Here is a 19,064-nt window from a genome sequence, read left to right on the forward strand (position 1 = left end):
CGGAGTACCAGTGAAGAAAGAAGACGGAATCTCAAAGTACAAGCTGAATAAAATTGCAACGGAGTCTTTGAGAAATACTATCCGTCTTCATTTTGACTCTGTATTGCTCTATGAAAATGGCTCATACCCAAGTGCTCTTCAGCTTTCAGTCTTGGCTTTGGAGGAATTCTCAAAGGCCAACTGGATAGATCACTATATATGGTCATCGGAAACTAATGAGGGTTACCCTGATGCTGAGTTTGAACAAGAATGGCTAAAGCTCCTGTACTTGCATCCAAGAAAGCAGTGGAACTTTGTGGCAAGAGAAACAGATGATTATTCGCCAAAGTTTATATCTCTGATCCAAAGCCGAAAGCTTGAAGAGAAAAAGCAAAATGCAATCTACGTTGGCTTGACTCGCTCAAAAGGTAAGGTCGATACAGATAGTCGGGTTTCAACCCCGTGGAAAATTAAACAGAAAGATGCAAAGCAGTTTATTTCAATTATCAACGACGAACTGCTTAGAATATGCGCAAGAATCGAAGAAGATGAGCTCTACTTTGCGGGTGGCAAGGACATGGATGAGGTATTTGATTATGAGATCTATAAAAAGCTTTTGAAATGGCTCCACAAGAGTGGAATTAAGAATAATGGTTGGAGAAAGAAGAATCGCCAACGAAACTAACAAGCGCATGTTGTCGGACTGGTTTTCCGCTGCGCTCTAAACCAGCCGCAAATGCGGGCGTTCAGGCTGTAGAAAAACCTAACGGGTTCTAGTTATTGAGAATTTATCACGCTGCCACGTTGATTTAAGCACATTCTTTGATGAGAACTGGAGGGCGTTCATAGTTCTGTGTCACCCATTTCTTAAAGATCAACGTGTTGGTCGATCCGGCCTTCGAAGTGGATGTTCAACTGAGACAATGTCAGGTTCCAGTTTTGCACCGGATGTGTCCACTTCTCAGATGCCTTCAACTCAGGTGTGTATCAACCAACGCGGCCAACTCGGTAGGCGGTAAAGGTGGTAGCGGGGATCGAGTGTCCCCGCTTGTTTAACCTTTAAGGCTGTTCTCTTCGCTCAATGCTTTAATAACGTGCACTGGATCATTACGCAGTGCGCGTAACAGCGACTTAGCGGGTCCTGTAGGTTCACGGCGACCTTGCTCCCAATTGCGTAGCGTTCCAATCTGAACATCGATCAGGTTGGCAAAACGGGCTTGGGTTAACCCAGTGGCCTTGCGAATCTCTTTTACCTGTAAAGCATCAACAGAAAACTCACGAGAGGGCGCACGCTCACCACGCTGAATCTCATCCATCTGCTGAACGCTTTCCATTAGGTCGTCAAAAAAAGTGCTCATCGTTATCTCCACCGTTCGATTAGGTGTTTTAGGGCTTTGCGCTCATCTGTGCTTAGATCATCTTTTTCATTTTTTGGGTAGATCAGCAGTAGTGCTATGTGAGATTTTGATACAAAGTGGTAATAAATCACCCTTGAGCCACCTCGTTTGCCCTAACTGCGAGATGCAACGCGTATCTTACGCAAACCACCTGTGCCTTTAATCACATCGCCTTTTTCAGGGTGAGTGGCTAGCTCACGTTGATAAAGCGGCATAACTGTCATCATCCAACAGGTCGCGTAATCGCTTGGTAAACATTGGGGTTTCAATAAATATCATAACGTTAGTGTACGCCATTGACGTATAAATATAAAATATAACCTTCTCAAATGGCAAAAAACAGGGTCTACAGTGAACTCAACCGCTAATGAATAGTTTGTTCATGAAGGAGGATGCCCCTCGCTCGCTTAGAACAAATAGGCTCATCCACTACCCCTGACTATCACTGTATTGCCCGTTGTGTTCGTCGTGTGTTTTTATGTGGCTAAAATCAATTCTCTGGTCAGTCTTTTGAGCATCGTTGCCAGTGGATTCTGGATCGTTTAACGCAATTAGATCAAATGGTTGCCATTGATATTTGTGCCTATGCGCTTATTTCCACACCTGTTCATATTTTAAGGAGTACTTATGGTCGTTATATACGGAATAAAAGAGCATTTGAATCCAATAAAGGCGGATCTGTCGGATGTGATTCAGCAGTCGATGACGCAAGCGTTGGGGTTGCCGGAAGATAAACGAGCACATCGGTTTATTCCTCTCGATAAAAGCGATTTTTACTATCCTAGCGGTCGCTCTGATGCGTATACCGTCATTGAGGTGAATATGATGGAAGGTCGCCAAGTTGACACTAAAAAGGCCTTGATCAAGGCGCTATTCAGTCACATTGAGGCTCAGTTAGGCATTTCCCCTGTTGATATTGAAATCACAATTAAAGAGCAACCTGCTCATTGTTGGGGGTTTAGAGGCATGACGGGCGATGAGGTTGCAGACTTAAAGTACAAGGTTAACGTATAACACAGTACTCAGGCTTCTCCTTCACAACAAACTCCACGCCAGAAATTAAAAAAGCATTATCCGTACTAAGGCGTTACCAACACAATCCGATCAGCAGATTTATTTCTCCCGGAGCTTAGCGTCCAGTGCTCAAAAAACACAAAGCCCCGATCCTTTTGATATTGATAAGGAGCAGGGCTTTTGGGTTTATCAAAGATTATTCAGGCTCTACCGCTTGACCATCAGGCTGTTGCCTTGGCGTTATGCATCACTTTTGTCAGCAACCAGAAAACCATCAGGGTAATCCCTAGCAGGGGAATAAAAAGTCCGCAAATAATGGGGATCAGTACCAAAGCACCGCGTTTTTTCGTCGATGAGGGCGCTCCCAGATGAAACTTGCTATTAGCAGGTTTTCGCTGCCACCAGATCACTACACCAGCCACGCTGACAAAAATAATCCCGAGGCATAACAGAATATTGATCACCAGATTACTCTTACCCCACAGCCCCATGTGCAGCGGGATACCGATAGCCATCGCCTTGGACAACAGGCTGTAATCGTTGTAGCCCAGATCACCCAGAACCTTACCAGTGTACTGATCAATATGCAGGGCACGATCTGCATAGGGATCAGTAATATCACCACTCATGGTTGCAGCGATAGCTGTATAAACGCCTTCCGGTGAAGTTGGCAGATTCAGGCGAAAACGTGTCATACCATTATCCTGAGCGAAACGGATCACACTATCCGCATTCACCGGAATGCCTTCCGGAATACCCGGTTTTCCCGCCATTGAGCCTGAAGCTGGTAGTAAGGTTTGCTCAAGGTTCCAGGGCACCTGCTCCTCAACACCGGGATTTAATGACGCATGGTTCTGATCAGACAGAGGAATATCTGAGAAAACACCATCAGGAAAGCTGTTCCATGCCTGAACCATTTTGGCACCCCAAATACCAGTCCACGAAAGACCAGACAGCACAAACAGCGCCAGCACAATCGTCAGATAAAAGCCCGACAAGGTGTGCCATTCCCGCAGTGACATACGCCCCTTCAGCTTACCATCAGGCTTGAGCAGATAGCCCGGCTGACGCTTACGTCGCGCCCACCACATCATGAGACCTGTCGCTAGCAGAATCAGTGTCAGTGCCGCTGATAGCTCAATCATGCCATCACCAAAAGCGCCCAACAAAAGCGTTCCGTGGATCTCATCAGCAAGGGCGTAAAGGGTTGCATCTTTGTTCACCGCCCCGAGAATTTCACCCCGATAGGGATCAACAAACACCTGCAGGTTTTCACCGGCTGACTTGACCAGAACCCGAACAGCGTCATTGGAGTCGGCGGGCAACAGAAGCTGTCTGACCACAGCATCAGGATACGCCTGTTGAACCAGATCGACCTGCTGCTGCCAACTGATTCGGGTCTGATTCTCTGTCGGCGCTACCGATACCAGCTCCGAATAGAACACAGGCTCAATCACGGGTTTGTAAAGCATCATAATGATCCCGGTAAGGCTCAGCATCAACATGAAGGGGATCACGTACAAGCCAGCCAGCAGGTGCCAGCGCCAAAGACGGTTGTAGGAGGATTTTGTTTTCGCGATTCCGGCGTTGTTATCCGTTTCCGGAATTCTGGAGAGGGTATTCATCTGATCTTCCACATCAAAATAAAGGATGCAGGAAATTTATCAGAAAGTTCTGCTGGGCATACGCGGTCAAATGTCGCATTTGAGGCGTTAACTGCGTGGCAAAAAGACGCAGGTAACCTACTAATTTATAAAGATAAAATATTATATTAGCTGTGCTCAAAAGATGGCTCCAGAAGGTGCAATCTAAGCATTTATGTTATAGCGTTGTAGTATGTTAATTTCTCAGATATAAAAAATGTCCAAATTTATTCAGGAACGGCGGACATGAACATCCTGTGTGAAACCGACAGGCTGATGATTAGGCAGTTTGAGTTGAGCGATACCGAATTTATTGTTCGGTTGCTCAACGAGCCTGCGTTTATCCGCTATATCGCGGATAAAAAGGTTCGCTCTCAAGACGATGCCGTGCACTATCTTAAGCAAGGGCCGATGGCCAGTTATGAGCGATATGGTTTTGGTCTTAACTTGGTTTGTTTAAAAAGCAGCCTTATCCCTATTGGTATCTGTGGGGTATTAAAAAGAGACGAGCTGGAATATCCCGATTTAGGCTATGCGTTTTTGGAGGCGTTTTGTGGCCAAGGCTATGCCCGTGAGGCAGCGGAACAGACGCTAAAGGTTACAGTGGACAGTTTCTCGTTAGAGACCGTTTTTGCGGTTACGCTGCCGGATAATGTGCGGTCAAATCAGCTACTCGAAAAAATAGGCTTCCGCTTCAAAGCGACTGTGCCGCTGTATGGGGTATGCAATAATCTTTACCAATATCGGGTTAAACCGCTCCCCAAAGGAGCGGCCAGTGGTCTTGCTTAGGGCTGTGGCATGGGCACTTAAGCAAAAGTCGATGCGTTATAGTGTCGCTTGTGGCACTGCGCCCCGTAGTTCGAGCAGTAGTTTTAAGCAACTGTCCCCTAGCATCAGTAGGGGGTTGAACTCTTTGCTGCCGGAGTAGCGCTGACACACTTCACTGCGTAAACCTGCTTCAGGTACGTAAGCCATATGCCATTGGTCAAACTCCCGCTGTGTGATTTCGTGATAACTGAGCAGTATCACTTGAGTATGGCGACTGTCTTGCAAAATATGATGGTATAACGCATTCACTTGGGTGCGTGTGCCTTCTAGCACCTGCAAAAAGTATTTGCGGTTGAAACACAATAACCCGGTGATACCCGCCCGACGGTTATTCTCTTTTGCAGATGAGATGATCTGCTCAATGTCGTCCTTAGAAAATTCGCCAGTCACCTGACTGGTGTAGATCAACCGAACCAGAAACATAGTACCTACCTCGTTATTTTGTTTTTCATCACGGTGCTCAGTCAGTATAGGTCGAAATAAATGGGGCGAGGCTGCTGTAGCTGTAACGAGTTAGAGCTACCAATGGCAAGAGCTGATAATCGCTTTTGCCATTTTGACAAATCTCTATGGCGTGAGATGTAGCCGAGCCTCAAAATTATGAACAATGCGGTCAAGTTCTCCTGACTGTATTAATGTCGATAACTCCTGATTGAACTGCTTTATAAATACAGCACGAAAAGGATAACGTTGTTGTATATCTTCTGAAAAAGCTAAATAACCTTGCTGCTCTTTAAGCACCGCAACCTCTTGCAGTTTATCTGAGAGACCCTCACTAAAAGTCTCACCAGACTCTTTCAGTTCTTTTTGCCCCCAGAGTATGGCTACTCTTGAGTTAATTAAGCAATCCAAGCGCTGATAGATCAATTTTTGTATGTTTGCTTTAGTGTCAATACCCTCTTCAACTCTATAAAAGTGTTTACGATTTAGCTCCCAAAAATCATCATCAAGTAATAAATAGCCAGGATTGATACCAATACGGGCACCTGCAAAGTCCTGAGGCCAAACTGGCTGTTTTGCTTTATATTTGGCGATAAATTTATTACTACAAAATAAGCTAATCTTCTCGTTTAAGACAGGCTTTGAATAAGCGCTCAAGAAGGGACGTTTGTTAGGGAAGTAGTAAGGTGGAAAAATAGCAAAGCCTGAACCAGACTGCATCATGGTCAGGCCTCTGCGCCACGGAAGAGGTCGGATGTTAACCTGATAATCAGGCATATTCTTAAATACCGCTAACAATATCTCTACATATAACCCTTTGGCATCCTCTCCCTCACGATAAGAGAATGGCGGATAGTTATCATCAGCAATAATGTCTACCTGTTGTACAGAGTCGACTATTTGAGCCTCAAGTGTAGGACTCAGGCTGTAGGATAAGATCAGCATTGACATCAGTTGAAATAAGATTAAACGGAAGTTCATGCCAACAGCCCTTTTTAGCCAAATAAATAAGCATCCAGACTTGATTATGGCAGATGATTATTGAAAGGTAGGGAAATTTACTGGCAGCCTCATCTTGCAATATTGATTGAGCACCCTGAGTAGATGCCAAATAGATAAACCCTAGATACTCAGCAACCCTGACAAGCGCCTTTTCGTGGCAGCCCAAAAGAAATGATAGCGGTTAAACCTATCAACAGAGTTGAAGTCCAAAGACAGCTTTCTAAACCATAGGTTTGGAAAAGCCACCCTGATAGTACCGTGCCTATTAATCGCCCCATGGCATTGGCCATGTAGTAAAAACCCACATCTAAAGATGCACCATCAGCATCAGCGTAGCTGACAATAAGATAGCTGTGCAACGAAGAATTGATGGCAAAAAGAGCGCCAAAAACCATTAGCCCTATTAGCAAGATACTCTGAGCATACCATTGAAAGCTAAGAGATATAGCGATGGCAGCAGGAGTTAAGCTGAGCAATAGGGCCCAAATAATAGCATGGCGACCATTTGGTAACTGCCCACTTGCCTTACCCGTTATTTTGGGCGCAAATCCCTGTACTATGCCGTACCCCACAACCCAAAGCGCAAGAAAACTGCCCACGGTCCAATGATCCCAGCCCAACTGAGCGGCAAGATAGACAGGTAATGCAACCACAAACCAAACATCTCGTGCACCAAACAAGCAGAGCCTAGCTGCTGACAATATATTGATATTGCGGCTTTTAGAGAAAATATCGCTGAACTTTGGTTTACTTTTAGCTTTGCCCAACTCTTTTTTCAGCATAATCATGCTAAAAAACCAAACTAGGCTCAATACTAATGCCATCGCCAACACGGCGACTTGAAAACCCAATAAACTCAGTAGCGCACCGCCAAGAAAGAAACCTGCACCTTTTAACGCATTTTTTGAGCCCGTTAAAATGGCTACCCACTTATATAATTGCCCTTCAGCATTAGTGGGCACTAACGCTTTAATCGAGCTTTTCGCGCTCATCTTATTAAGATCTTTGGCGATACCTGACAAAGCTTGAGCAGCCATCACCCAAGCAACTGTGAGTAGCGTTGTCGGTACTAATAGCATGACCAAGGCGATGACTTGAAGTAATAGACCAATATTCATGGTCTTATTTAAGCCAATCCTCGCCCCTAGCCAGCCGCCAATTAGGTTAGTAACCACGCCAAAAATTTCATAAAACAAAAACAGTAATGCGATATCAAGGGGTTGATAGCCAATACTGTGGAAATGCAATACAACCAGCATTCGCAGTGCGCCATCGGTTAAGGTAAAAACCCAATAGTTACCCGTTACCAATAGGTATTGGCGTAATGCCGGTGATAGTTGCTCCAGTTTATGAGATAAGGCGGGCATGGTGTGTTATTCCTTATCAAGCTGTCCAACCAAACGCATTAACTCAGCAGTGCGATTGGCGTAGCCCCATTCGTTGTCATACCAAACATAGAGCTTAACCTGAGTACCATTAATCACCATGGTAGACAGCGCATCAATAATACCTGAGCGTGGATCAGTCTTATAATCAATAGAGACTAAAGGCCGTGGCTCATAACCTAGAATACCTTTTAGTTCATTGTTTGCAGCGTTCTCAAGAAGCTGATTCACCTCTTCAATATTAGTGGCGCGACTTACTTCAAACACACAATCTGTCAATGAGGCATTTGCCAAAGGTACGCGCACTGCATGACCGTTTAGCTTACCTTTTAACTCAGGGAATATATGGGTGATGGCGGTAGCAGACCCCGTTGTGGTTGGAATCAAACTCATACCACAAGCACGGGCGCGGCGTAGGTCTTTGTGAGGCGCATCCAAGATAGTTTGCGTATTGGTAATATCGTGAATAGTGGTCATTGCGCCATGCACAATTCCCAGATGCTCATGAATCACTTTAACCACTGGTGCTAAGCAGTTAGTAGTGCAGGATGCCGCAGTGATGATACTGTGCTCAGCTTTATTATAATCTTGATGGTTAACGCCCATTACGACGTTAAGTACACCGTCTTCTTTCACTGGCGCAGTCACGACAACACGTTTTACCCCTTGATCAAGATAAGCCTGTAACAGCGCCTTGGTCTTCATTTTGCCACTGGCTTCAATCACGATATCGCAAGCAGACCAATCCGTATCAGCAATAACTTTATTCTGTGTTACCGCAATAGATTTGCCGTTGATCACCATATTGCTACCGTTGGCATTAGCCTCATGCTGCCAACGGCCATGTACTGAGTCAAAGTTGATCAAGTGAGCTAGGGTTCCAGCGTCGCCGGCGGGATCATTAATTTGTACAAACTCAATCTCATCCCAATCAAATGCAGCGCGAAATGTTAAACGTCCCATACGGCCAAAGCCGTTGATACCTACTTTTATAGTCATCACAACCTCTGTTTTAAAATAGTGACAATATGAATTTCAGTTAAAGCACCCACTGTTTGCTAACTTGTTCCACAATATGACGACCAATAGGTAATGCTGACGTCGCCGCAGGTGATGGTGCATTACACACATTGAAAGTACGTGCGGACGAAACAAACAAGAAGTCATCTACTAAATGCCCTTCATCTGATACCGCTTGGGTTCGTACTCCTGCTGGGTAATATTGCAGGTCAGCTTCCTTCAGGCTTGGGCAATACTTCTGTACTTCTTTGAGGTAACTACTTTTGAATAATGAGTTCTTCAGCTCGTACAAACCGGGCTTTAAGTGCTGTTTTAGTACTTTCAAAGTGCCTTTATGACCCAACATATTCAGCGTATCGCTAATGGAAAAATCGTTTTTCCGGTAACCTTCACGTTTCCATGCCAATACGGCATTAGGGCCAACCGTCACCGTACCGTCAATCATGCGGGTAAGATGCACGCCAAGAAATGGCATCTCAGGATTAGGTACAGGATAAATAAGATGGTTTACGATTTGGTTATACTGAGGCTTTAGTAGGTAATATTCGCCTCTGAATGGGCAAATTTTAAAGCCAGCTTTTAAACCGAGCATTGCAACAATACGATCAGCCATTAATCCCGAGCAAGAGATCATATAACGACCACTGAAATCTCCTTGAGAGGTCTGCACTCTGATGGACTGAGACGTTTCTTTAATGCCCAAAACCTCGTGCTGATAGCCTATTTCACCACCTAAACTTTGAAAGACTTTTGCCATAGCGTTAGTCACTTCTGTGTAACTGACAATGCCTGTAGAAGGCACAAGTATGGCACCTAAACCTGTGATATTGGGCTCACGCTGATGAAGTTGCTCAGCATTAAGCCATTCCCGCTCTAAACCATTGGCCTCAGTGCGCTGCCAGAGCGCTTGCATCCGAGACATTTCTAGTTCATTAGTGGCAACAATTAGCTTGCCACATTGATCGAAGCGAATGTTATTTGCTTGGCAAAATGCCTTAGTTGCTTGATTGCCTTCTAGGCAGAAGCGAGCTTTTAAGCTGCCTGGCGTGTAATAAACTCCGGCATGAATCACACCACTATTGTGTCCGGTTTGATGTTGGGCTAAGGCAGATTCTTTCTCTAAGACTATTACTTTTCTATCAGGAAAGTGCTGTAACAGCTGCATTGCCGTTGATAATCCGATAATGCCGCCACCTATGATAATAAAATCAAACATGCCTAATCCCTTTTTCCATACAAGCTAAACGGGCACTTTTACTTGCTTGGAGCGCATCGCCAACACACCACCAATCGTGATAAATGCAATGCCCAGCCAAACATTTAACATAAGGGTTTCTGCCCATAGCCACCAGCCCATCAGCGCTGCAAAAGCGACAGAACCATAGGTAAAAGGGCCTAACTGCCCTGCAGGTGCTAAACCATAGGCTTTACTGAGAAAAAGCTGCGCTAAGGTCGACATACCTGCCATTAATAACAGCCATAGGTACTGCTCAAAAGTGGGTGTTTGCCATACCCATAAGGCTGGCAATGCTGATAGCAGCGCGCTGAAGAAAGCGAAATAGAACACAATACGTTGAGCTGACTCAGTTTCACGCATCTTACGAATGGTGACTTTCGCTAAACCTCCTAGCATTGCGCCAACTAAAGCGACCAGTACCGCAATGTTTAAGGTGCCTGTTTGAGGATTTAGTACGAATACAGTGCCGATAAAGCCAATCAAAATAGCTATTTTAGCCGTTATGGCGACGCGTTCACCTAGCCAGAAAAAAGCAATCAGGGGTATAAAAAAAGGAGCTGTTTGTTTGAGTAGTGCTGCTTGTGCTAAAGGTAGATGCCCCCAAGAATAATACAAACAAGTCATGGCAGTGACTCCAACCGCAGCTCGCATGAAATGGTAGCGCAATTGTTGGGTTTTTATCGCAGACAAACCGTTACGCAGTAGCCAAGGGACTAATAACAACAAGCCTAATGCGTTACGAAAGAAAACAATAATCTCTGTAGGTACATCGCCTGATATCTGCTTAACCACCATGCCTGATAGCACCAAAAACAGTTCTGACAGTAGAATCAAACCTGCACCCAGTACAATGGGGGAGCATGAAGTTAAACGGCTTAACATTAAGACTCTCATTTTAAAGCTAGATTAATCAGGAAATATTGGACTAGCCCTTGTCAGGGCTTGAAATGCACGCGAGTTTTGATGAGATTAGTTGGTATTCCACGGCTGAATAGGCACAACGGAAATAGAGCTTTTAGGTGATCCTTCTACCAAACGATCAGAATAAACTAAGTATATCAAAGTGTTACGCTTCTCATCAAAGAATCGAACCACTTGCATCGATTTAAAAACCAAGCTGGTACGTTTATTAAAAACCTCATCACCTTCTTTAAGCTTTTGAGTGATTTTAATTGGCCCCACTTGCCGGCAAGCAATACTGCCATTTGATGGGTCTTCAGCTAAACCTAAACCGCCTGAAATGCCACCTGTTTTAGGACGTGATAGCCAGCAACTAACACCTTCTACAGCAGGATCATCGAAGGCTTCAACGACAATTTTGTGGTTTGGGCCAATCATCTTAAATACGGTGCTAACGGAGCCAATCTCTTCAGCCTGTACAAATGAGGTTATAAGCGCAGCCCCTGCAATGCTGATAAAGCGAACTAATTGTTTCATTTAGTTGTTTCCATTGTTGTATCTAGCCCTGTACGTAAGCTTGCACCTGAACTCATAAAGACCTCAAACTCTTCAGCCAGCAGCGGTTTGGCAAATAAATAACCTTGAATAAAATTACAGTGACGTTGTTGCAAGAATACTAACTGTTCCTCACTATCAACGCCTTCTGCAACTGTTGCTAACTCTAAGCTTTTTGCTAGTGCGATTGTGGCCTCAATAATGCTTTCATCGGAACGATTTTTACCTATGCCAATTACAAAGCTACGATCAATTTTCAGATAGTCTGCATTAAGAGATTTTAAATAACTTAAAGAGGAGTAGCCCGTACCAAAGTCGTCAATTGCTAAGGTTACACCCGCCTGTTTCAGTTGCTTTAAGTTCAATTCAACAAGATCCGAAGTCGCCATTAGCGTGGTTTCAGTGATCTCTATTGATAGCTGTTCAGGGGGGATTTCAAAAGCTCGCATTAAAGACAAAAGCCTATCAGCTAAAGTATCCCTAGCCAGTTGAACCGCAGAAACATTCATGGCAATTTTACCAAATGGAACATGGCGTGCGTTCCAGTCGGCCATCTGGCGAAATAGACTTTCCATCAGCCAATTACCAACTTCTAAGATCTGTCCGGTTTCTTCTGCAATGCCGATAAACTCCGCAGGAGAGATCCATTCGCCCTCTTCTGTTTCCCAACGTAATAGGCTTTCTGCACCACACACCTGTCCGGTGAAGCTGTCAACTTGTGGTTGAAAGCGCAAACTCAGCTCATGATCTGATTTAACAGCAATATCAAGTTGCTGTTGTAAATACACCCGCCGCTTCATCAAGGCATCCATCGCTTCATCGAAAAAGCGATAGGTATTTTTACCCTCATGCTTGGCACGGTACATCGCCATATCAGCCTGACGTAACAAGCTTGAGGCATCACAGCCACTATTAACAAAGCTTTGGGCGATACCAACGCTACAGGTCACGGTGAACACCGCTTCACCATATTCAAAAGGCGTGGCAACTGTCTCAATAACTTGTGATGCTAAGTTTGACAGTTCAATATCGTTTAATACGGGATAAGCTAAGATTGCAAACTCATCTCCCCCTAAGCGAGCTAGCAAATATTGGTCACCTAGCAACTGCACCAGTCGCTCTGTGGTACGTGACAGCAAGCTATCACCTGCCTCATGCCCCATCGTGTCATTGATCTCTTTAAAGCGATCTAAATCAATAAATAGAATGCCTGCCACTTCTGGAGCAGGTGCTTCAAAAACATGATGAATCCGCTGTTCGAAATGTCGTCGATTAGGCAGTCCCGTTAAAGGATCATGTCCTGCTAAATAGAGCGCTTTTTCTTCGGCATGTTTGCGAGCGGTTACATCTTCATGTACAGCAACGAAGTGCTCAACATCGCCTTTTATATTCAAGATTGGCGTAATGGTTTGTTCAACGGTTAACCGCTCACCTGATTTATGTCGGTTATGTAGCTCTCCGCGCCAGCTTTCACCATTTAGAATAGTTTGCCAAAGTTCTTTAAAAAACTGAGGGCTATGCTGGCCAGAGTTTAAGAACTTTGGTGTTTTATCTTTGATTTCTGAAAATTCATAGCCTGTTAAACGACAAAAAGCATCGTTAACCCAATGAATCTTACCTGCCTTATTCGTGATAAAAATGGCATTGGCTGCACTTCTAATGGCTGTACTAAGAAGGTGAATATCGCCTTGGGCTAGGTCGCGCTTCTCAAACAAAATCACAAATACCAGTGCAATGGCTGTAACCAGCGCGATTAACACCATCATAACCATAGACAACATGCGCTCATCTTTACGCCAAGCGTCTAATGAAAAGGCCTCACTGGACTCCATACTGATAATCAGCGGCAACAAAGAGGTTGAGCGATAGCTCAATAGTGCGGCATCATCGCTACCTTCTGCAACACGGTAGGCTCCCCAGCTCCTCTGTTTAACTCTTGCTAACAATGTTTCGCTGGCAGCGACTGCATCTGACCCCATCAGGGTCAAACCATCATATCGATGTAAACGAATTTTTGACTGGTTAGCATCAATCACTGACTGAAAAAGATTGGTAAAGTATTGAGGGTTAATTGATGCCACTAGCACCGATACAAGCTCACCGCTCTCTGAGCGGACAGGAAAACAAAATGGCACATAGTGTAGTCCTGTTCGTGCACCAAAAAGGTCTCCTGGATAACGTCCCTCTTGGGGGTCACCTATCACAAACTCTATAAGATTGTTCTCTAATAAAGGCTGAACACAAAGTATTCCCTTGCTACCATCTTCGTATTGATAGCCTGTTGCTGATGCAATAACCGTTTGATCTAGACGGATTAAATCAACGGCACGTAGCTGAGGAGCTGTACGCAACTGATCGGATAAAATGCGAGTGATATTTTGTTCATCACCAAGCAGAGGCAAGCTTTCTGAAATTGTTGCCAAAGAGGCATTAATGGCTTGAAAAGAACGTACAACAGTATCCTCAAGAGCATGAAGCAATACTGCATCACTGGTTTCTTGGTTTTGTAGACTCCGGGCCAAACCTTTTTGAAGCGAATGCTCCAAGACCAACCAAAAACTTAAAACTATCAAAAGAGCTGTCAAAACAACGGCCTTTTGATGTAAAAGTGCATTCTTAATAAAAATTAGCCAGAGTCTTAACACAGATCAATTATCACCAAGGCAGAAAGGGACATGATATACAAACTGTTACAAACCACATATTATCGAGGGTTTTCTTTATGAAACTGAAGGTTACTTCATTTTTAAGTGTTTTTCTTCTGTTATCGGTTGTTGTAAGCAGTTTTGCTAACGCAGACTCTTTATCTGAGCGAGAACAAAATATTGCTCGGGCTGGTAAGTTAAAGGTCTGCATCTGGCCTGAGTATTTTTCTATTTCGTATCGTAATGCCAAATCAGGCTTACTGGAGGGGATTGATATAGATCTTTCTAAAGAGTTTGCCAAAGACTTAGGCGTAGAAGTGGAGTATGTGCAAACCCATTTTGGCATTTTCATGAACGACTTAGAGCAAGATAAATGTGATGTCGCCATGTTTGGAGTTGGGCGTACAGAAAGTCGTATGGAGCGAATTGACTTTAGCCAGCCTTATTTAAGTAGTGGTATGTATGGTATTACCAGTAAAGCACATCCGCTGTTATCAAGCTGGGAAGAGATGGATCAAGAGGGTATTGTAGTTTGTGTACAAAAAGGCACTTATATGGAAAATGCCATGAAAGCCTCTCTGAAGAAAGCCAAATTGCTAACGGTAGTTAAACCTAGTCAACGCGAAATTGAGGTGCGCTCTGGTCGAGCTGATCTATTTATTACCGATTATCCGTATGGCCAGAAAATGATTACCAACTATGATTGGGCCAAGTTACTTACACCCAAAATAGCCACCGCTCAGTTTCAGTACGCATACGCGGTGAAAAAAGGTCAACCCGAATGGCTGGCGCGAGTAGATCAGTTTGTTGCAGCCATTAAAAAGGATGGTCGCTTGCAACAAGCCGCAGAGAGTAACAAATTATTACCTATTGTGCTGGCGAACTAAGGCGCAGCAGGCTTCGCTTTAAGCAACCACAGTTTGGTAAAACTAAAGCGTCAAGTTTAGGTTGTTCAGTAAACTTCAATATGGATAAGATAGGGTAGTCTTATTGATTTCCCCGCTCTTACTCTTTCGCCTCTGCGGCTATGTTGGCATAATACGCACCTATTTTTAGACCCAGTGCAACTGGCATAGCCATTTGCACTGGGTTACGCCTTTTTCTATCTGCTCTCAATTCGGTAAAAAACATTGCTTACTACTGCAAATATCACCATGCAATTTGGCGCTAAGCCATTGTTTGAAAACGTTTCTGTTAAATTTGGCGACGGCAACCGCTATGGTTTAATCGGTGCAAACGGCTGCGGCAAATCAACCTTTATGAAGATTTTAGGGGGTGATTTAGAGCCAACCGCTGGCAATGTTTCCAAAGATCCTAATGAGCGTATTGGTAAATTGAAGCAGGATCAATTTGCTTACGAGCAATACAGCGTAATTGATACGGTGATTATGGGTCATGATGAGCTCTGGAAGATCAAGGCCGAACGTGATGCGATCTATAGCAACCCTGACATGACCGAAGAAGATGGTATTCGGGCGGGTGAGCTAGAAGGTGAATTTGCTGAGATGGACGGCTATACCGCTGAGTCTCGCGCAGGCGAACTGTTGCTAGGTGTTGGTATTCCTATCGAACAGCATTACGGCCCAATGAGTGAAATTGCGCCGGGTTGGAAATTACGTGTGTTGCTGGCACAGGTGCTGTTCTCAGAGCCTGATATCATGTTACTGGACGAACCCACCAACAACTTGGATATCAATACCATTCGTTGGTTGGAAGAGGTGTTAAACGCCCGTAACTGCACCATGATCATCATCTCTCACGACCGTCACTTCTTAAACAGCGTGTGCACTCACATGGCGGACTTGGACTACGGTGAGTTACGCACCTATCACGGCAACTATGACGAGTACATGACGGCCGCGACTCAAGCACGCGAGCGTCAACTGGCCGACAACGCGAAGAAAAAAGCTCAAATTGCAGACTTGAAAGCGTTCGTAAGTCGCTTCTCAGCAAATGCTTCAAAGTCAAAACAAGCAACTTCTCGAGCTAAACAGATTGATAAAATACAGTTAGACGATATCAAGCCGTCTAGCCGTCAAAACCCTTTCATCCGTTTTGAGCAAGAGAAGAAACTACACCGTCTAGCACTGGAAGTAACCGAGCTGGGCAAAAGCTTTGATGAAACACTGTTCTCAGGCTTGAACATGATGATTGAAGTAGGTGAGCGCATCGCGGTAATCGGCCCGAACGGTATCGGTAAATCAACTCTGCTTAAATGTTTGGTCGGTGATTTAGCACCCACCAAAGGCAACATTAAGTGGTCTGAAAATGCCAGCATTGGTTACTATGCGCAGGATCACGCCGCTGACTTTGAACAACCCCTGACCCTGCTCGACTGGATGGGACAGTGGGGTAAAGAAGGCGATGATGAGCAGGTCATTCGAGGCACTTTAGGCCGCTTGCTGTTCTCGCAAAAAGAGATTGATAAATCCGTTAAGGTGATCTCGGGCGGTGAGCAGGGCCGCATGTTGTTTGGCAAGATGATGCTACAACGCCCTAACATTCTCGTGATGGATGAGCCAACCAACCACTTGGACATGGAGTCGATTGAGTCTTTGAACTTGGCACTGGAAAACTACGAAGGCACGTTGATCTTTGTCAGTCACGACCGTGAGTTTGTGTCCTCATTGGCAACCCGTATTATCGAGCTGACCCCAACTGGCATTGTTGACTTCCACGGCACTTATGAAGATTACTTAAAAACCCAAGGGGTTAAGTAAACTCGGTAGCGGAAGTTAACGCCTTAGGGCTTTAAAACAAAAGAGGGCAAGCGATCTGTTTGCCCTCTTTGCGTTGTACCGTTGAAAACGCTATACCACTGAAAAAAAGTGATACCGCTGAAATTGGTTGAAGGAAACACTCGCATTATGTCGGCTCAATCCAATCGTTTAGATCGATTTTTAAGCCAAACCGTTTCAGGCCTCAACCGAAAAGCGGTGCGTTTATTATTGGCTCAGGGGCGAGTGACCGTAGACGGACAGATCGCCCGCGAAATTCATCAGTCTGTCGATTTCTTTAGCCAGATCAGCCTAGATGGCGAAATACTCCAAGCCAATCAAGCCCATTATGTGATGCTGCATAAACCTAAAGGGGTGGTGAGCGCGACACAAGATCCAGAGCATCGCACCGTGATTGACCTGCTCGACCATCCAGATAAACACTCATTACACATCGTCGGGCGTTTGGATCTGAACTCTTCTGGTTTACTGTTGCTCACCAATGATGGCCGCTGGTCAAGTCGCTTAACAGACCCTGAACACAAGGTTGAAAAGCGTTATCAAGTGACCCTAGAAAACCCTGTCACCGAAGACTATATTTCTGCTTTTGCTGAAGGCATGTATTTTCCATTTGAAGAGATCACCACTCGGCCCGCACAACTCACACTGATTAACGATTACCAAGTGGAAGTGGTGCTCACTGAAGGGCGCTATCACCAGATTAAGCGAATGTTTGGCCGTTTCCGCAATCCAGTGTTGGCCCTTCATCGGGTCGCAATCGGTTCGATCCAGCTTGACTCAGGCTTGGCAGCAGGTGATAGCCGTGATTTGTCCCCAGAAGAGTGGCGACTTTAGACTAGACCAAGCTAAACCGATCAAACTCAGTGACATTACCGTTACAGATCAAGTCGGCCAGATACTTGCTAGAGCCGCAGCTTGTTGTCCAACCCAAAGTACCGTGCCCTGTATTTAACCAAAGGTTATCGAACTTCGTTTTCTCTATGTAGGGCAAATTAGAGGGCGTTGCTGGGCGTAATCCTGACCAAAAACGCGCTTGATCAAAACCACCTGCTTCTGGAAATAATCTGCGAGCTTGATCCAAAATCATATCGCAGCGACGTGCATTGAGCTCTCTTGAATAGCCGCTAAGCTCTGCCGTACCTGCTACTCTTAATTGATCGCCCAGACGGCTATAAACCAATCTGTTTTCATCGTCTGTCAAACTAACATAAGGGGCATTTTCTGGGTGCTCTAAAGGTACAGTGATTGAATAGCCCTTAGCAGGATATTGATTCAAATAGATACCAACCGAACGTAGTAATGGAGTCGACCAAGCCCCCATACACACCACAATATGATTAGCGCTTAAATGTGTGTTACCCAAATCACCATTGACACGCACATGGATACGCCTTCCCTCTCGCAGCAATTCCATCACGTTAGTATTATGGGCGAACTCGACTCCCATTCTCTGACACACCGCTGTCAGCTCCTGAGCATACAAATGGGCATTGCCAGATTCATCAGACTCTGTGTAAGTTGCTCCCACAATATTAGGTGCCGCCCAACGCAATGCGGGCTCAATGGTAAGGGCTTGCTCTTTATCGATAACCTTGCGTTCACAGCCCAGTTTCTGCATCAGCTCAATCACGGGCCGTGCCGCATCAAACTCCAATTGATTCCGATAAAAGTGGAGAACTCCACGAGTTCTGTGCTGATAGTCTAACTGATGCTCCTCACGTACCTGTTGCAACAAATGACGTGAATAACTGGCCATCTGCACAGCTAGCAAGGTATTTTTCTTAGCTTGATCGGGTAAACACTGTCCTAACCAACTGATAAGCCAGCGCCATTGATGAATATCTAAGCTAGGACGAAAGAGCAAAGGGGCTTCACCATTGAATAACCCTTTAAGCACTTTTAAGGGCGCCCGTGCGTTAGCTAATGGTTCAGCATGACTGACGGATATTTGCCCTCCATTAGCAAAACTCCGCGTAAACCCTCGCCCAATCGGGCGGGGATACAAGCGGGAACCGCGCAGCGGTTCTAATCAGGTGTCGCCTGACTTTGCACATACTCTTTCAGTGTTTTGATCGTTGCCCCGCCTGCACTGCAGGCAAAGTAAGAACGTGACCAGAGCGCTGCACTTTTGCTTTGCCGGGGGATATGGGTATTGAGTATGCGTATCCGGCGTGATGAAACCGATTTCAGGTTGTTCACCATGACGCTGATCGCCAGCTTCGGCGGATAAGCTATCAGCAGGTGAACATGATCTGATTCACCGTCCATTTCCAGTAGGTC

Annotated in this window: 18 protein-coding genes and 1 pseudogene; 6 read left to right on the forward strand and 13 right to left on the reverse strand. The window is 45.1% G+C overall.

Annotated features, from left to right (window positions below; all coding sequences use genetic code 11):
• Positions 1-10: 10 nt before the first annotated feature.
• Positions 11-664 (forward strand): AbiV family abortive infection protein, encoded by a 654-nt coding sequence (locus tag B5D26_RS04670; protein ID WP_078744536.1) that lies wholly within the window; start codon positions 11-13, stop codon positions 662-664.
• Between the two features lie 182 nt (positions 665-846).
• Here B5D26_RS04670 and B5D26_RS16675 read toward each other — a convergent pair.
• Both B5D26_RS16675 and nadS read right to left on the reverse strand, forming a co-directional pair.
• Positions 847-966, reverse strand: a pseudogene (locus B5D26_RS16675) (IS256 family transposase); the annotation flags it as partial.
• A 65-nt stretch (positions 967-1,031) separates the two neighbouring features.
• Entirely contained in the window at positions 1,032-1,337 is a 306-nt protein-coding gene (gene nadS, locus B5D26_RS04675; RefSeq protein ID WP_078744537.1) for a NadS family protein, read from the reverse strand.
• Positions 1,338-2,003: 666 nt separating this feature from the next.
• On the opposite strand from nadS, the gene B5D26_RS04690 reads away from it, so the two are divergent.
• Entirely contained in the window at positions 2,004-2,390 is a 387-nt protein-coding gene (locus B5D26_RS04690) for a tautomerase family protein (protein ID WP_078744538.1), read from the forward strand.
• Positions 2,391-2,611: 221 nt separating this feature from the next.
• On the opposite strand, the gene B5D26_RS04695 is transcribed toward B5D26_RS04690, so the two are convergent.
• Complete coding sequence (locus tag B5D26_RS04695; protein ID WP_078744539.1) at positions 2,612-4,015, reverse strand: PepSY-associated TM helix domain-containing protein; 1,404 nt, start codon at positions 4,013-4,015, stop codon at positions 2,612-2,614.
• A gap of 264 nt (positions 4,016-4,279) precedes the next feature.
• Between B5D26_RS04695 and B5D26_RS04700 the strand changes: the two genes are divergently transcribed.
• Positions 4,280-4,822 carry a GNAT family N-acetyltransferase gene (locus B5D26_RS04700; RefSeq protein WP_078744540.1) on the forward strand — a complete coding sequence of 181 codons (543 nt, stop codon included), beginning with the start codon at positions 4,280-4,282 and terminating at the stop codon, positions 4,820-4,822.
• 36 nt (positions 4,823-4,858) lie between these two features.
• On the opposite strand, the gene B5D26_RS04705 is transcribed toward B5D26_RS04700, so the two are convergent.
• The 8 genes from B5D26_RS04705 to B5D26_RS04740 all read right to left on the reverse strand — a co-directional run bounded on the left by B5D26_RS04705 (position 4,859) and on the right by B5D26_RS04740 (position 13,923).
• A complete protein-coding gene (locus B5D26_RS04705) occupies positions 4,859-5,284 on the reverse strand; it encodes a BLUF domain-containing protein (RefSeq protein WP_078744541.1) in 426 nt (141 codons plus the stop codon).
• 144 nt (positions 5,285-5,428) lie between these two features.
• Positions 5,429-6,283 (reverse strand): substrate-binding periplasmic protein, encoded by an 855-nt coding sequence (locus B5D26_RS04710; protein ID WP_078744542.1) that lies wholly within the window; start codon positions 6,281-6,283, stop codon positions 5,429-5,431.
• Between the two features lie 149 nt (positions 6,284-6,432).
• Positions 6,433-7,671 (reverse strand): organoarsenical effux MFS transporter ArsJ, encoded by a 1,239-nt coding sequence (arsJ, locus tag B5D26_RS04715; RefSeq protein WP_078744543.1) that lies wholly within the window; start codon positions 7,669-7,671, stop codon positions 6,433-6,435.
• Between the two features lie 6 nt (positions 7,672-7,677).
• Positions 7,678-8,688 carry an ArsJ-associated glyceraldehyde-3-phosphate dehydrogenase gene (locus tag B5D26_RS04720; RefSeq protein WP_078744545.1) on the reverse strand — a complete coding sequence of 337 codons (1,011 nt, stop codon included), beginning with the start codon at positions 8,686-8,688 and terminating at the stop codon, positions 7,678-7,680.
• Between the two features lie 40 nt (positions 8,689-8,728).
• Positions 8,729-9,925, reverse strand: coding sequence for an L-2-hydroxyglutarate oxidase (gene lhgO / locus B5D26_RS04725; protein ID WP_078744547.1), 1,197 nt, complete (start codon positions 9,923-9,925; stop codon positions 8,729-8,731).
• A 24-nt stretch (positions 9,926-9,949) separates the two neighbouring features.
• The gene (locus B5D26_RS04730; RefSeq protein WP_139776557.1) at positions 9,950-10,828 is read right to left on the reverse strand and encodes a DMT family transporter; all 879 of its coding nucleotides are present in this window, start codon (positions 10,826-10,828) and stop codon (positions 9,950-9,952) included.
• A gap of 87 nt (positions 10,829-10,915) precedes the next feature.
• A complete protein-coding gene (locus B5D26_RS04735; protein ID WP_078744551.1) occupies positions 10,916-11,383 on the reverse strand; it encodes a CreA family protein in 468 nt (155 codons plus the stop codon).
• Positions 11,380-13,923, reverse strand: coding sequence for a bifunctional diguanylate cyclase/phosphodiesterase (locus B5D26_RS04740; protein WP_139776556.1), 2,544 nt, complete (start codon positions 13,921-13,923; stop codon positions 11,380-11,382). The genes B5D26_RS04735 and B5D26_RS04740 overlap by 4 nt, the downstream gene beginning before the upstream one ends.
• A 200-nt stretch (positions 13,924-14,123) precedes the next feature.
• Here B5D26_RS04740 and B5D26_RS04745 point away from each other — a divergent pair, with 200 nt between their 5' ends.
• From B5D26_RS04745 to B5D26_RS04755, 3 genes are all read left to right on the forward strand, one after another.
• On the forward strand, positions 14,124-14,933 hold the full coding sequence (locus tag B5D26_RS04745; RefSeq protein ID WP_078744554.1) for an ABC transporter substrate-binding protein: 810 nt from the start codon (positions 14,124-14,126) through the stop codon (positions 14,931-14,933).
• 243 nt (positions 14,934-15,176) lie between these two features.
• Entirely contained in the window at positions 15,177-16,766 is a 1,590-nt protein-coding gene (locus B5D26_RS04750; protein WP_078744555.1) for an ABC-F family ATPase, read from the forward strand.
• 147 nt (positions 16,767-16,913) lie between these two features.
• Positions 16,914-17,618, forward strand: coding sequence for a pseudouridine synthase (locus B5D26_RS04755; protein WP_078744558.1), 705 nt, complete (start codon positions 16,914-16,916; stop codon positions 17,616-17,618).
• 1 nt (position 17,619) lies between these two features.
• On the opposite strand, the gene B5D26_RS04760 is transcribed toward B5D26_RS04755, so the two are convergent.
• Together B5D26_RS04760 and tnpA are read right to left on the reverse strand one after the other, a co-directional pair.
• Positions 17,620-18,789, reverse strand: a complete 1,170-nt coding sequence (locus B5D26_RS04760; protein WP_327196248.1) for an FAD-dependent oxidoreductase — start codon at positions 18,787-18,789, stop codon at positions 17,620-17,622.
• Positions 18,790-18,809: 20 nt separating this feature from the next.
• Positions 18,810-19,064 (reverse strand): IS200/IS605 family transposase (gene tnpA, locus B5D26_RS04765; RefSeq protein ID WP_143833096.1); only part of this gene is annotated, 255 nt, incomplete at its 5' end.

It is taken from the genome of Oceanospirillum multiglobuliferum, assembly GCF_900167095.1.
GTDB classification, from domain to species: Bacteria; Pseudomonadota; Gammaproteobacteria; order Pseudomonadales; family Halomonadaceae; genus Oceanospirillum; species Oceanospirillum multiglobuliferum.

What these genes read in the sequence shown, in the direction of transcription:
- B5D26_RS04690 (WP_078744538.1), top strand. Translation starts at nt 2,004, where the DNA reads ATGGTCGTTATATACGGAATAAAAGAGCATTTGAATCCAATAAAGGCG.
- B5D26_RS04735 (WP_078744551.1), bottom strand. Translation starts at nt 11,383, where the DNA reads ATGAAACAATTAGTTCGCTTTATCAGCATTGCAGGGGCTGCGCTTATA.
- B5D26_RS04700 (WP_078744540.1), top strand. Translation starts at nt 4,280, where the DNA reads ATGAACATCCTGTGTGAAACCGACAGGCTGATGATTAGGCAGTTTGAG.
- arsJ (WP_078744543.1), bottom strand. Translation starts at nt 7,671, where the DNA reads ATGCCCGCCTTATCTCATAAACTGGAGCAACTATCACCGGCATTACGC.
- nadS (WP_078744537.1), bottom strand. Translation starts at nt 1,337, where the DNA reads ATGAGCACTTTTTTTGACGACCTAATGGAAAGCGTTCAGCAGATGGAT.
- lhgO (WP_078744547.1), bottom strand. Translation starts at nt 9,925, where the DNA reads ATGTTTGATTTTATTATCATAGGTGGCGGCATTATCGGATTATCAACG.
- B5D26_RS04755 (WP_078744558.1), top strand. Translation starts at nt 16,914, where the DNA reads ATGTCGGCTCAATCCAATCGTTTAGATCGATTTTTAAGCCAAACCGTT.
- B5D26_RS04720 (WP_078744545.1), bottom strand. Translation starts at nt 8,688, where the DNA reads ATGACTATAAAAGTAGGTATCAACGGCTTTGGCCGTATGGGACGTTTA.
- B5D26_RS04710 (WP_078744542.1), bottom strand. Translation starts at nt 6,283, where the DNA reads ATGAACTTCCGTTTAATCTTATTTCAACTGATGTCAATGCTGATCTTA.
- B5D26_RS04730 (WP_139776557.1), bottom strand. Translation starts at nt 10,828, where the DNA reads ATGTTAAGCCGTTTAACTTCATGCTCCCCCATTGTACTGGGTGCAGGT.
- B5D26_RS04695 (WP_078744539.1), bottom strand. Translation starts at nt 4,015, where the DNA reads ATGAATACCCTCTCCAGAATTCCGGAAACGGATAACAACGCCGGAATC.
- B5D26_RS04745 (WP_078744554.1), top strand. Translation starts at nt 14,124, where the DNA reads ATGAAACTGAAGGTTACTTCATTTTTAAGTGTTTTTCTTCTGTTATCG.
- B5D26_RS04705 (WP_078744541.1), bottom strand. Translation starts at nt 5,284, where the DNA reads ATGTTTCTGGTTCGGTTGATCTACACCAGTCAGGTGACTGGCGAATTT.